General features: G+C 61.1%; 12 protein-coding genes. 10 read left to right on the plus strand and 2 right to left on the minus strand.

Annotated features, from left to right (window positions below; all coding sequences use genetic code 11):
* The first annotated feature begins 171 nt into the window (after window positions 1-171).
* From AC0Z8Z_RS00745 to pdeM, 9 genes are all read left to right on the plus strand, one after another.
* Window positions 172-1,224, plus strand: a complete 1,053-nt coding sequence (locus AC0Z8Z_RS00745) for a ligase-associated DNA damage response exonuclease (protein ID WP_485617399.1) — start codon at window positions 172-174, stop codon at window positions 1,222-1,224.
* Window positions 1,221-2,936: an ATP-dependent DNA ligase gene (locus AC0Z8Z_RS00750; protein WP_485617401.1), complete on the plus strand. Its 1,716-nt coding sequence runs from the start codon at window positions 1,221-1,223 to the stop codon at window positions 2,934-2,936. Before AC0Z8Z_RS00745 ends, AC0Z8Z_RS00750 begins: the two co-directional genes overlap by 4 nt.
* A gap of 380 nt (window positions 2,937-3,316) precedes the next feature.
* Complete coding sequence (locus AC0Z8Z_RS00755; protein ID WP_122536122.1) at window positions 3,317-4,099, plus strand: transporter substrate-binding domain-containing protein; 783 nt, start codon at window positions 3,317-3,319, stop codon at window positions 4,097-4,099.
* Between the two features lie 79 nt (window positions 4,100-4,178).
* Complete coding sequence (locus AC0Z8Z_RS00760; RefSeq protein ID WP_122622325.1) at window positions 4,179-4,907, plus strand: ABC transporter permease; 729 nt, start codon at window positions 4,179-4,181, stop codon at window positions 4,905-4,907.
* Window positions 4,904-5,614 carry an ABC transporter permease gene (locus tag AC0Z8Z_RS00765; protein ID WP_172609419.1) on the plus strand — a complete coding sequence of 237 codons (711 nt, stop codon included), beginning with the start codon at window positions 4,904-4,906 and terminating at the stop codon, window positions 5,612-5,614. The genes AC0Z8Z_RS00760 and AC0Z8Z_RS00765 overlap by 4 nt, the downstream gene beginning before the upstream one ends.
* A 9-nt stretch (window positions 5,615-5,623) precedes the next feature.
* Entirely contained in the window at window positions 5,624-6,742 is a 1,119-nt protein-coding gene (locus AC0Z8Z_RS00770; RefSeq protein ID WP_485617404.1) for a succinylglutamate desuccinylase/aspartoacylase family protein, read from the plus strand.
* Window positions 6,743-6,754: 12 nt separating this feature from the next.
* Complete coding sequence (locus AC0Z8Z_RS00775; protein WP_065992575.1) at window positions 6,755-7,519, plus strand: ABC transporter ATP-binding protein; 765 nt, start codon at window positions 6,755-6,757, stop codon at window positions 7,517-7,519.
* Window positions 7,520-7,765: 246 nt separating this feature from the next.
* Window positions 7,766-10,258, plus strand: coding sequence for a ligase-associated DNA damage response DEXH box helicase (locus AC0Z8Z_RS00780; protein WP_485617407.1), 2,493 nt, complete (start codon window positions 7,766-7,768; stop codon window positions 10,256-10,258).
* Window positions 10,255-10,911 carry a ligase-associated DNA damage response endonuclease PdeM gene (pdeM, locus tag AC0Z8Z_RS00785; RefSeq protein WP_485617408.1) on the plus strand — a complete coding sequence of 219 codons (657 nt, stop codon included), beginning with the start codon at window positions 10,255-10,257 and terminating at the stop codon, window positions 10,909-10,911. Before AC0Z8Z_RS00780 ends, pdeM begins: the two co-directional genes overlap by 4 nt.
* A gap of 49 nt (window positions 10,912-10,960) precedes the next feature.
* On the opposite strand, the gene AC0Z8Z_RS00790 is transcribed toward pdeM, so the two are convergent.
* The gene (locus AC0Z8Z_RS00790; RefSeq protein ID WP_205486936.1) at window positions 10,961-11,182 is read right to left on the minus strand and encodes a hypothetical protein; all 222 of its coding nucleotides are present in this window, start codon (window positions 11,180-11,182) and stop codon (window positions 10,961-10,963) included.
* Window positions 11,183-11,291: 109 nt separating this feature from the next.
* Entirely contained in the window at window positions 11,292-11,858 is a 567-nt protein-coding gene (gene dcd / locus AC0Z8Z_RS00795) for a dCTP deaminase (protein ID WP_074889011.1), read from the minus strand.
* Between the two features lie 310 nt (window positions 11,859-12,168).
* Between dcd and AC0Z8Z_RS00800 the strand changes: the two genes are divergently transcribed.
* Complete coding sequence (locus AC0Z8Z_RS00800; protein ID WP_002554837.1) at window positions 12,169-12,378, plus strand: cold-shock protein; 210 nt, start codon at window positions 12,169-12,171, stop codon at window positions 12,376-12,378.
* Window positions 12,379-12,536: the final 158 nt, after the last annotated feature.

The following is a 12,536-nucleotide window of genomic DNA, read 5'->3' on the forward strand; positions in this document are numbered from 1 at the left end:
ACTTGGGGTGCTTTTCCAAGTAACTCGCCGAAGGCGAAACAGTCGAGCCGTTAGGCCGACGCTCTTGATCTCGATCTTGATCTCGATCTCGATCTTGATCTTGCTTCAAAACCCCGAACTTCTAAGCCCCGCCACCGCTCTACCTGACAAGTCCCCAAACCCGGTCAAACCATGGATCTCGTCATTGCCCGCCCCGAAGGCCTCTACTGCCCGCCCGGTGATTTCTACATCGATCCGTGGCGCCCGGTCGAACGCTCCGTCATCACCCACGCCCACGGCGACCACGCCCGCACCGGCAATGAACACTACCTCGCCGCCGCGCCCGGCGAAGGCATACTGCGCTCCCGACTGGGCCAGGACATCAACCTCCAGACCCTCGCCTACGGCGAAAGCATCACCCACCATGGCGTCAAACTCAGCCTCCACCCGGCGGGCCACGTCCTCGGCTCCGCCCAGGTCCGCCTCGAATACCAGGGCGAGGTCTGGGTGGCCTCAGGCGACTATAAAGTCGAACCCGACGGCACCTGCGAACCCTTCGAACCCGTGCGCTGCCACACCTTCATCACCGAATCCACCTTCGGCCTGCCGATCTACCGATGGCAGCCCCAAGCAGAAATTTTCGCCGGCGTGAACGAATGGTGGCGCGCCAACGCCGCCGCCGGCAAAGCCAGCGTCCTGTTCGCCTACTCATTCGGCAAAGCCCAACGCATCCTCCACGGCATCGACCCCACCATCGGGCCGATCCTTGTCCATGGTGCCGTCGAACCGCTGAACCGCGTCTACCGTGAAGCCGGCGTACGCATCCCGGAAACCCACTATGCCGGCGACTTCAAAAAAACCGACCCCGCCTTGCGCAGCGCCCTGATCGTCGCACCGCCCTCCGCCGGCGGCAGCACCTGGATGCGCCGCTTTGGCGAATTCAGCGACGCCTTCGCCAGCGGCTGGATGATGCTGCGCGGCACACGGCGTCGGCGTGGCGTCGATCGCGGCTTCGCCCTTTCCGACCACGCCGACTGGCCGGGCTTGCTGTGGGCCATCGAAAACACCGGCGCCGAGCGGGTCATGGTCACCCACGGCTCGGTAGCGGTGCTGGTGCGCTATCTACGCGAACTCGGCCTCGACGCCCAGGGTTTCAGCACTGAATACGGCGATGAAGAAGACGACGCAGCGGCCAAGACCGAGCCAGCATCCGAATCCGCATCGACAGGCGAGGCCTCCTCATGAAGGCCTTCGCCGAGCTGTATTCCGACCTCGACGCCACCACCTCCAGCAACGCCAAGCTGGCGGCCATGCAAGCCTATTTCAGCACCGCAGCACCTGAAGACGCCGCGTGGGCGGTGTACTTCCTGGCCGGCGGACGCCCACGGCAACTGGTGCCGACGCGGATGTTGCGTGAGCAGGCATTACTGCTGTCCGGCTTGCCGGAATGGCTGTTCGAGGAGAGTTACCAGGCGGTCGGCGATTTGGCAGAAACCCTGTCGCTGCTGCTGCCGAAAGCCGAGCACAGCTCCGAAGAAGGCCTGGCCAGCTGGATGGAAAATCATCTGCTGCCCCTGCGTGGTCTGCCTCCGGAAGAATTACTCGAGCGCCTGCCAACGTTCTGGTCACAGCTGGACCCACAAAGCCTGATGGTATGTCTGAAGCTGATCACCGGCAGTTTCCGGGTCGGTGTCTCGAAGCTGCTGGTGACACGCGCCCTCGCCGCGCTGGCCGATATCGACAGCAAGCGCGTGGCCCAGCGGCTCGTCGGCTACACCGATCTTTCCCATCGCCCCAGCGCCGAGGGCTATCTGAAGCTCATCGCCGAAGAATCGGCCGACGAACACGCGCAACGCGGTGGCCAGCCCTACCCCTTCTTCCTCGCCCACGCGCTGCAGCAACCCGTCGATCAGTTCGAGAACCTGCTGGGCGCCGCTGAAAACTGGCAGGTGGAATGGAAGTGGGACGGCATCCGCGCCCAAGTGGTCAAGCGCGAAGGTCGCCTGTGGATCTGGTCGCGAGGTGAAGAACTGGTCACGGATCGCTTCCCGGAACTGCACAGCCTGATCCAATGCCTGCCCGACGGCACGGTGATCGACGGCGAGATCGTGGTCTGGAAAGCCGCGACCCCTGAGAATCGCGAGGACGGCGAGTTTGCCCTCGACACTCCCGCACCCGGCACCCCCGGCGAAGCGACACCGTCGGTGCAGCCCTTTGCCCTGCTGCAACAGCGCATCGGCCGAAAAACCCTGGGCAAGAAGATTCTGGAAGATGTGCCGGTCGTCGTGCTGGCGTACGACCTGCTGGAATGGGAAGGTCACGACTGGCGCAGCCGCCCGCAACACGAACGGCGCGCGCAGCTGGAAAAGGTCATCGGCGACGCCCAAAGCCCGGTGCTGATGCCCTCCCCGGTACTGACCGGCACTGACTGGCTTGACCTCGGCCGGCAGCGCGAGGCCTCCCGCAGCCTTGGCGTGGAGGGGATGATGCTCAAGGCGCGAGACTCGCTGTACGGCGTTGGACGCACCAAGGACATGGGCGTCTGGTGGAAATGGAAGATGGACCCGTTCAGCGTTGACGCCGTGTTGATCTACGCCCAGCGCGGTCACGGCCGCCGCGCCAGTCTCTACAGCGACTACACGTTCGCGGTCTGGGACGGCCCGCCGGAATCCAGCGAACGGACATTGGTGCCCTTCGCCAAAGCGTATTCGGGGCTGACCGACGAAGAGATGCGCAAAGTGGATGCAATCATCCGCAAGACCACGGTCGACAAATTCGGCCCGGTCCGAAGTGTTACCCCAACCCTGGTATTCGAGTTGGGCTTCGAAGGCATCGCACTCTCTAAACGGCACAAGAGCGGCATCGCCGTCCGGTTCCCGAGGATGCTGCGGTGGCGCCTCGACAAACCCGTCGCCGAAGCCGACAGCCTGGCGACGCTGCAGGACCTGCTGGCTTGAGCACCGTCGCGGTGCGCAGGCCTGATGATCGCCCGCCCTATATGCACTGAGTTAGGGCGCTTTGAAACGTCAGGGATCTCAACGGCAGGCGCGGCCAAGCGTTTCGAATCTCCCCCACGCCGCAAAAACCGACGCTGGCCCCTTCATGGGCTGCAACTTTTTCGCCCACTCTCAACGGGATACCGCTACTCTGCCGGTGCCTGCGAGACCTCAAAAAAAGACAAAAGATGGCGCTGAGTCATCATTGCGACAACTCCGTACATTTAAAACGCGCGTTCGTTTGTTTGGTTCGGAAATTGCTGTCTATTTGCGGTCTGGCTTTTGCCGGTAGCAAGCCTTCGCGTGTTCCCAACGCTCAATTTGGTTTTAAGGACTGAACGATGAAAAAAGCATGGCTGACCCTTTCCGCACTCGCCATCTGTCTGGCCGCCGGTAACGCAATGGCCAAGGAGTACAAGGAGCTGCGTTTCGGCGTCGATCCTTCCTACGCGCCCTTCGAATCCAAAGCTGCTGACGGCAGCCTGGTGGGCTTCGATATCGACTTGGGCAACGCAATCTGTGCTGAACTGAAGGTCAAGTGCAAGTGGGTCGAAAGCGATTTCGACGGCATGATTCCAGGCCTGAAAGCCAAGAAGTTCGACGGCGTGATCTCCTCCATGACCGTGACGCCGGCTCGCGAGAAAGTCATCGACTTCTCCAACGAACTGTTCTCCGGCCCTACCTCGCTGGTCTACAAAAAAGGCTCCGGCCTGAGTGCCGACACTGCGTCGCTTAAAGGCAAAACAGTGGGTTACGAGCAAGGCACCATCCAGGAAGCCTACGCCAAGGCCATTCTGGACAAGGCTGGCGTGAAGACCCAGGCCTATGCCAACCAGGACCAAGTGTATGCCGACCTCGTTTCGGGTCGTCTGGACGCATCGGTTCAAGACATGCTGCAAGCCGAACTGGGCTTCCTGAAATCGCCACAGGGCGGTGATTACGAAGTCAGCCAGCCAATCGACGATCCCCTGCTGCCGGCCAAGACAGCCATCGGCATTTCCAAAGGTGACAAGGAGCTCAAAGCGCTTTTGGACAAGGGTATCAAAGCGTTGCACGATGACGGCAAGTACGCCGAGATCCAGAAGAAACACTTCGGCGATCTGAATCTGTACAGCGGTAAGTAAGCAAACAGACGCCCGTGAATTTCAGCCAGAATCGGCCGCTGAAGTTCACGGGCGTTTTTATTGACTGTATAGGTTGCACATGTTCGAAACTCTCCTGCAAAACCTGGGACTCTCGGCACTCAGCCTGAAAGGCTTCGGCCCGCTGTTGCTGCAAGGCACCTGGATGACCGTCAAATTATCGGTACTGTCGCTGCTGCTGGCCATTGTGCTCGGCCTGCTGGGCGCCAGTGCCAAACTTTCGAAAGCCGCCGTGCTGCGCGTTCCGGCCCAGATCTACACCACGCTCATCCGTGGCGTACCTGACCTGGTGCTGATGCTGCTGATCTTCTACAGCCTGCAAACCTGGCTGACCACGCTCACCGAAGCGATGGAATGGGACTACATCGAGATCGACCCTTTCTCTGCCGGCGTCATCACGTTGGGCTTCATCTATGGCGCGTATTTCACCGAGACCTTCCGCGGCGCGATTCTCGCGGTACCGCGCGGTCAAGTCGAAGCCGCCACGGCCTATGGCCTCAGCCGTTCGCAACGATTTCGCCTGGTGGTGTTCCCGCAGATGATGCGCTTCGCCCTGCCCGGCATTGGCAACAACTGGCAAGTGGTGCTCAAAGCCACCGCGCTGGTGTCGATCATTGGTCTGGCCGATCTGGTCAAGGCCGCGCAGGACGCGGGTAAAAGCACGTATCAGCTGTTCTATTTCCTGGTACTCGCCGCCCTGATCTATCTGGTCATCACCAGCGTGTCCAACTTCGCCCTGCGCTGGGCCGAACGGCGTTATGCCGCCGGCAGCCGGGAGGCGCAACGATGATCGAGTTACTGCAAGAGTATTGGCGCGCCTTCCTTTATACCGACGGCCAGAACATCACCGGCCTGGCCATGACGATGTGGCTGCTGAGTGCCTCCATCGCCATCGGCTTTATCGTGTCGATTCCGCTGTCCATCGCCCGCGTGTCGCGCAATCCGCTGGTGCGCTGGCCAGTGCAGTTCTACACCTACCTGTTCCGTGGAACGCCGCTGTATATCCAGTTACTGATTTGCTACACCGGGATTTACAGCATCGCGGCCGTGCGTGAGCAGCCCATGCTCGGCGCGTTCTTCCGTGACGCGATGAATTGCACGATCCTCGCCTTCGCCCTGAACACCTGCGCCTACACCACCGAAATCTTCGCCGGTGCGATTCGCAGCATGAACCACGGTGAAGTCGAGGCGGCCAAGGCTTACGGCCTGACCGGCTGGCGCTTGTACGCCTATGTGATCATGCCGTCGGCACTGCGCCGTTCGCTGCCTTATTACAGCAACGAAGTGATCCTGATGCTCCACTCGACCACCGTGGCCTTCACCGCCACTGTGCCGGACGTCCTCAAGGTCGCGCGCGATGCCAACTCGGCCACCTTCCTGACCTTCCAGTCGTTCGGCATCGCGGCGCTGATCTATCTTACGGTCACGTTCATTCTGGTGGGCCTGTTCCGACTGGCTGAACGCCGCTGGCTGGCCTTCCTCGGCCCGACTCACTAGGAACCCTGCATGCGACACCAGACCCATGATCTGCTGGCCCCGGTGCCCGGCACTGCGCGGCAGATTCACAGCTTTCACTACGGCCCGGAAAACGGCGCCTGCAAGGTTTACATCCAGTCGTCCCTGCACGCCGACGAGCTGCCGGGCATGCTGGTGTCCTGGTATTTGAAGCAACGGCTGGCCGAGCTTGAAAACGCCGGCCAGTTGCTCGGCGAAGTGGTGGTCGTTCCGGTGGCCAACCCGGTCGGCCTGGAACAGGTCCTGATGGACATGCCGCTGGGCCGTTACGAGCTTGAGAGCGGGCAGAACTTCAACCGCCGCTTCGTCGACCTCGGTCAGCAGGTGGGCGATGAAGTCGAAGCGCTGCTGACCGATAATCCCGAAGACAACGTCACGCTGATTCGCAAAACCTTGCTGGCCGCACTGAATAACTGCGTCGGCAGCACCCAGCTGGAGTCCCAGCGCCTGACGTTGCAACGGCTGGCCTGTGACGCCGACGTGGTGCTGGACCTGCATTGTGATTTCGAATCCGTCGAGCACCTGTACACCACGCCTGAGGCCTGGCCCCAGGTCGAGCTGCTGTCGCGTTACCTCGGCGCACAGGCGAGCCTGCTGGCAACCGATTCCGGCGGGCAGTCGTTCGACGAATGCTTCACGCTGGTCTGGTGGCAACTGCAGCAGCGTTTTGCCAAACGCTTCCCGATTCCGCTGGGCAGTTTCTCCGTGACCCTGGAGTTGCGCGGTCAGGGGGACGTCAATCACGCCCTGGCCAGCCGCGATTGTCAGGCAATCATCAGCTACCTGATGCACCGCGGCGCCATTGTCGGCGAGCCGGTTGTACCTCCTGAACTGATTTACCCGGCGACCCCGCTGGCGGGCGTCGAACCTGTCGCCACGCCGGTCGGCGGTCTGCTGGTGTTCTGCACACTGCCCGGCGAATACGTCGAGGCGGGGCAGTTGATCGCTGAGGTCATCGACCCGATCAGCGACACAGTGACCCCCATCCACACAGCCAACGCGGGCCTTATGTACGCCCGCTCATTGCGACGCATGGCGACCGCCGGCATGGTCATCGCCCATGTCGCCGGCACCGAAGCCTACCGCAGCGGCTACTTACTTTCTCCTTGAGGACTGCCCTTCATGTACAAACTGACCATCGATGGCCTGCATAAAAGCTACGGTGACCACGAGGTGCTCAAAGGGGTGTCGCTCAAGGCCAGCGTCGGCGACGTGATTTGCCTGATCGGCGCCAGCGGCTCGGGCAAGAGCACGTTCCTGCGCTGCATCAATTTTCTCGAGCAACCCAATGACGGCGCCATGAGCCTGGACGGCCAGCCTGTGCGCATGGTCAGCGACACCGGCGGTATGCGCGTTGCCGACCCGGCCGAGCTGCAGCGGATTCGCACGCGGCTGGCGATGGTGTTCCAGCATTTCAACCTGTGGAGCCACATGACGGTGCTGGAAAACATCACCATGGCCCCGCGCCGGGTGTTGGGCGTATCGAAGGTCGAAGCTGAGGCCCGCGCGCGCAAATACCTGGACAAGGTCGGGCTTCCCGCGCGCGTCGCCGATCAATACCCTGCATTTCTGTCCGGCGGCCAGCAGCAGCGCGTGGCCATCGCCCGCGCCCTGGCGATGGAGCCGGAAATCATGCTGTTCGACGAACCTACTTCGGCGCTCGACCCTGAGCTGGTGGGTGAAGTATTGAAGGTCATTCAAGGCCTCGCCGAAGAAGGCCGGACCATGATTCTCGTGACCCACGAAATGGGTTTCGCCCGCAAGGTCGCCAATCAAGTGGTGTTCCTGCACCAGGGCCAGATCGAAGAAATGGGCCACCCGGACGACGTGCTGGGCAGCCCGAAGAGCGAGCGCTTGCAGCAGTTTCTGAGCGGAAATTTGAAGTAATTGCGGGCCTGATGCCTCACCGTTGTAAGGCGCGCATGCATAACCCGTGGGAGCAAGCTTGCTCGCGAAGGCATTCTGTCAGTCAGCCTACCTGTTGCTGACCCGCCGAATTCGCGAGCAAGCTCGCTCCCACAATGCCCGATACAATTTGTAAATCTGCGGGGCGAGATCGATCCAAACGGATATTCCATCAAACTATTCCACCCTCCCGGCGGTCTCTGACTTAACCCCTCCCAGAGCCTGCGCATGCCAAAAGCTGTCAATTTCGCCAAGCGCTGGTTCGCCGAGCGTGGCTGGAAACCCTTCCCCTTCCAGAAAGAAGTCTGGGCCGCCGTGGCACGGGGCGAGTCGGGTCTGTTGCACGCCAGCACCGGTGCGGGCAAGACCTACTCGGTGTGGTTTGCCGCCCTAAACCAGTTCGCCCGGCCTGCCCCCCAATCGACCGAGCTGAAGCCGCGCAAGCGCAAACCCGTCGCCGCGCCCCTCAGCGTGCTGTGGATTACCCCCATGCGCGCCCTCGCCGCGGACACCGCCCGGGCGCTGGAAGGTCCGTTGCAGGATTTGCAGATCCCGTGGAGCGTCGGCCTGCGCACCGGCGACACCAGCAGCAGCGAACGCGCCAAGCAGGGCCGCCGCCTGCCCTCCGCGCTGATTACGACGCCAGAGAGCCTGACGTTGCTGCTGACCCGCGCCGATGCCCAAGCGACGATGTCGACCCTAAAGATGGTGGTCGTCGACGAATGGCACGAGTTGATCGGCAACAAGCGCGGGATTCAACTGCAACTGGCGCTGGCCAGGCTGCGCCAATGGAATCCGGAGTTGGTTATCTGGGGACTTTCCGCGACCCTCGGCAATCAGGCGCACGCGCAACAGGTGCTGGTGGGCGATCACGGCACCACCGTTCACGGCAAAGTGGTCAAGGAACTGATCGTCGACACGCTGCTGCCCCCGTCCATCGAGCGCTTCCCTTGGGCCGGGCACATGGGGTTGCGCATGCTGCCTCAAGTGCTGGTCGAAGTGGACAGCAGTTCCAGTTGCCTGCTGTTCACCAATACCCGCGCGCAGTCGGAAGTCTGGTATCAGGCATTGCTGGAAGCCCGTCCGGACTGGGCCGGGCTGATCGCGCTGCATCACGGCTCGCTGTCCCGCGAGGTCCGCGACTGGGTTGAACGGGCGCTGAAAGAAGGCCACTTGAAAGCCGTGGTCTGCACCTCCAGCCTCGACTTGGGCGTGGATTTTCTGCCGGTCGAGCGAGTGTTGCAGATCGGCTCGGCCAAGGGCGTCGCGCGGTTGATGCAGCGTGCGGGACGTTCGGGTCACGCGCCAGGCCGGCCGTCTCGGGTCACGCTGGTGCCGACCCATAGCCTGGAACTGGTCGAGGCTGCCGCGGCCCGCGACGCCGTCGACGCCCGCCTGATCGAACCCCGGGAATCACCCCACAAGCCCCTGGATGTCCTCGTACAACATCTGGTGAGCATGGCGCTCGGTGGCGGCTTTACCCCCGACGCGCTATTAGCCGAAGTTCGCACCGCATGGGCCTACCGCGATCTGACCGACGAAGAATGGGAATGGGCGCTGGCGTTCGTGCGCTATGGCGGCCTGTCGCTGACCGCGTACCCGGATTATCGTCGCGTCGAGCCGGACGAAGACGGTATCTGGCGTGTCCCTGATGCACGCCTCGCCCGCCGCCACCGCATGAGCGTGGGCACCATCGTCAGCGACGCCAGCATTAACGTGAAATATTGGAGCAAGGGCGGCGGAGGCGGATCCCTCGGCAGCGTCGAAGAAGGTTTCATCGCCCGACTGAAACCGGGAGACGGCTTTCTGTTCAGCGGCCGTCTGCTGGAACTGGTGCGCGTGGAGAACATGACCGCGTACGTGAAAAAGGCTACAGGCAAAAAAGCCGCCGTCCCACGCTGGAATGGCGGACGGATGCCGCTCTCAAACGAACTGGCCGACGCCGTTGTCGAGAAATTCGATGCGGCAGCGCGAGGTGATTTCAGCAGCCCCGAGATGCACATCGTCAGCCCGCTGCTGGAAGTGCAACGGCAATGGTCAGCGTTGCCGCGCAAGGACACGCTGCTGGCGGAAGTCCTTAAATCCCGGGAAGGCTGGCATTTGTTTCTCTACCCCTTCGCCGGGCGGCATGCGCACTTGGGGTTGGCGAGCCTGCTGGCGTGGCGGCTGAGCCGTGACACGCCGCTGACCTTCTCGATCGCCGTGAACGACTACGGCTTCGAGCTGCTCAGCGCCACCCCGATCGACTGGAATGAGCGCCTGACGACTCAGCTGTTTTCCGAAGAAGCGCTGCTGGCCGATATCATTGCCAGCCTGAACGCCGGCGAACTGGCGCTGCGCCGTTTTCGTGAAATTGCCCGCATCGCCGGGCTGGTATTCTCCGGCTACCCCGGCGCCCCCAAAAGTAACCGACAGTTGCAGGCCTCCAGCGGCTTATTTTTCGAAGTGTTCAAACAGTACGACGCAGGCAACCTGTTGCTGACCCAGGCGCAGGAAGAAGTGCTGCGGCAAGAACTCGATGTGGCCCGGCTCGAACAGACCCTCAGCCGCATCAACAACCGGACCCTGGATTTGCACGTGATCAAACGCCCCACCCCGATGGCCTTCCCGCTGCTGGTAGAACGCATGCGCGAAAGCCTCAGCACTGAAAAACTTTCTGACCGCATCGCGCGCATGGTCAGCGACCTCGAAAAAGCCGCCGGGCCTGAGGTCATGACGTGAGGCCGTATCTGTCGATTCAGCTGGCAGGTGCGGAATTGTGGTTGCTGGCAGATAAAGCGATTTATTACCCGGCAGAGCGGGCGCTGTTGATCGCCGACGCCCACTTCGGCAAGGCCGCTGCCTACCGGCGGTTGGGCCAGCCAGTGCCCCATGGCACCACTGATGACAACCTTCAGCGCCTGGATGCTCTGCTGGCGAGCTATGACTGCGACCGGCTAATCTTTCTGGGGGATTTTTTGCACGCTCCGGAATCCCACGCGGCTGGCACCCTGGCGGCGATTCAGGCATGGCGTGACAGACACCATGACCTGGCGATCACTTTGATTCGGGGGAACCACGACAAGCGTGCAGGCGACCCGCCGCCGGAGCTGCGCATGGACGTTGTCGAGGAACCCATGTTTCTGGGGCCGTATGCGCTGCAGCACGAACCTGATCCCCACCCAGACTTTCACGTTCTGGCGGGACATGTGCATCCGGCTTATCGACTCTACGGACGAGGACGTCAGCGATTACGGCTGCCGTGCTTCTACGTGCTGCCACGGGTAAGCCTGCTGCCAGCGTTCGGGGCGTTTACGGGGGGAATGAATATCGATCGGGCTGAAAACAGCAAGATCTATGTGGTGGGGGATGGAGCGGTGTGGGAGGCGCTTTGAATGGCGAGGGAGGTGCTCCCGCCGATGCCAGGCACCGACGGGACATGAATCAGGCAACCGGCGCGGGTGGCGGCTCGTCCGGGACTGTCGGCACGCCACCTTCGTCGGGTTGAGGGTATTCGTTTGGACTGTCTGGGTCTGGCTGCCCGGGGATGCCCCCGGCGACCATGTTATTGAGATGTGGATGCGCTAACAGCGACCAAGCCAGCAACCCAACCTGATTGGGACTCGGGTCAGTTTGATTGCTGCTGGTGTTGATGTGTCTCTTCATAGGGCACTCCTGAGCGTTGGCCCCATCCGCATGGTACGGATGGAAACAGTTCAGTCAGTAGAGTGCGGATTTCGAGACAAATTCAGTGAGTGGCTGACAAATGGCGTGATTACGTACGGGGCAGCGTCACGCCGCGTTGGCCTTGGTACTTGCCACCACGGTCCTTGTAGGACACTTCGCACTCTTCGTCGGATTCCAGAAACAGCATCTGTGCGACGCCTTCGTTGGCGTAGATTTTCGCCGGCAACGTGGTGGTGTTGGAGAATTCCAGCGTCACGTGGCCTTCCCATTCAGGCTCAAGCGGCGTCACGTTGACGATGATGCCGCAGCGGGCGTAGGTGCTCTTGCCCAGACAGATGGTCAGCACGTTGCGCGGGATGCGGAAATATTCGACGGTGCGCGCCAGTGCAAACGAGTTCGGCGGGATGATGCAGACATCGCTTTTAACGTCGACAAAACTTTTTTCATCGAAGTTTTTCGGGTCCACAGTGGCCGAATTGATGTTGGTGAAGACCTTGAATTCGTCCGCGCAACGCACGTCGTAGCCATAGCTGGAGACGCCGAAAGAGATCACTCGATCAGCGCCTTCGCCGCGCACCTGACGCTCCACGAACGGCTCGATCATGCCGTGTTCCTGCGCCATGCGGCGAATCCACTTGTCCGATTTGATGCTCATGGCGGTGTCCTGAATAGCGAGGTGAAAAAGATGTCCGGCATCTTACCGGTCGAACGCCCCGGGTTCAAAGATTGCGCACCCGGCGCATTAAAGGCGTTGAGCCACCTCAAGAAAAAATCGTAAGCAGCCCCTTTGCACATCCGAGAAAAAGGGGTAAGGTGGCTCCACTGTGTTGCTTGTGTCACTGAGAATATCTACACGATGTTGAATTTCGATCCAACCATCTCCAAGAATTTTTCCTGCTCTTTGCACTCAGTCTCGGCCAGGGCACTTCCTGAGTCGCAGTTAACTTTGTCCAAGGAGATACACCATGTCTAATCGCCAAACTGGTACCGTTAAGTGGTTCAACGATGAAAAAGGCTTCGGCTTCATCACTCCACAATCCGGTGACGACCTGTTCGTTCACTTCAAAGCTATCCAATCTGACGGCTTCAAAAGCCTGAAAGAAGGCCAACAGGTCTCTTTCATCGCTACCCGCGGTCAGAAAGGCATGCAAGCTGAAGAAGTTCAAGTTATCTAACTTGTCCTGATTCGCTTAAAAGACCCCGCCCTTAAAAGCGGGGTTTTTTTATGCCTGCAGAAAGGCGACTGCTGCACATCCCCTCTGCCCCCCTACCTCGCCTCTTGCTAACGCGACATGCCGATCGTCCGGCACATCGCGCCTCCAGCTTTCCGCCT

Source organism: Pseudomonas sp. 1L-C-7-B-C1 (assembly GCF_057291635.1).

Bases quoted from the DNA above. Each gene is read 5' to 3' on its own strand.
- AC0Z8Z_RS00765 (WP_172609419.1), top strand. From the start codon at position 4,904: ATGATCGAGTTACTGCAAGAGTATTGGCGCGCCTTCCTTTATACCGAC.
- AC0Z8Z_RS00780 (WP_485617407.1), top strand. From the start codon at position 7,766: ATGCCAAAAGCTGTCAATTTCGCCAAGCGCTGGTTCGCCGAGCGTGGC.
- AC0Z8Z_RS00770 (WP_485617404.1), top strand. From the start codon at position 5,624: ATGCGACACCAGACCCATGATCTGCTGGCCCCGGTGCCCGGCACTGCG.
- dcd (WP_074889011.1), bottom strand. From the start codon at position 11,858: ATGAGCATCAAATCGGACAAGTGGATTCGCCGCATGGCGCAGGAACAC.
- AC0Z8Z_RS00755 (WP_122536122.1), top strand. From the start codon at position 3,317: ATGAAAAAAGCATGGCTGACCCTTTCCGCACTCGCCATCTGTCTGGCC.
- AC0Z8Z_RS00760 (WP_122622325.1), top strand. From the start codon at position 4,179: ATGTTCGAAACTCTCCTGCAAAACCTGGGACTCTCGGCACTCAGCCTG.
- AC0Z8Z_RS00790 (WP_205486936.1), bottom strand. From the start codon at position 11,182: ATGAAGAGACACATCAACACCAGCAGCAATCAAACTGACCCGAGTCCC.
- AC0Z8Z_RS00775 (WP_065992575.1), top strand. From the start codon at position 6,755: ATGTACAAACTGACCATCGATGGCCTGCATAAAAGCTACGGTGACCAC.
- AC0Z8Z_RS00800 (WP_002554837.1), top strand. From the start codon at position 12,169: ATGTCTAATCGCCAAACTGGTACCGTTAAGTGGTTCAACGATGAAAAA.
- AC0Z8Z_RS00750 (WP_485617401.1), top strand. From the start codon at position 1,221: ATGAAGGCCTTCGCCGAGCTGTATTCCGACCTCGACGCCACCACCTCC.
- AC0Z8Z_RS00745 (WP_485617399.1), top strand. From the start codon at position 172: ATGGATCTCGTCATTGCCCGCCCCGAAGGCCTCTACTGCCCGCCCGGT.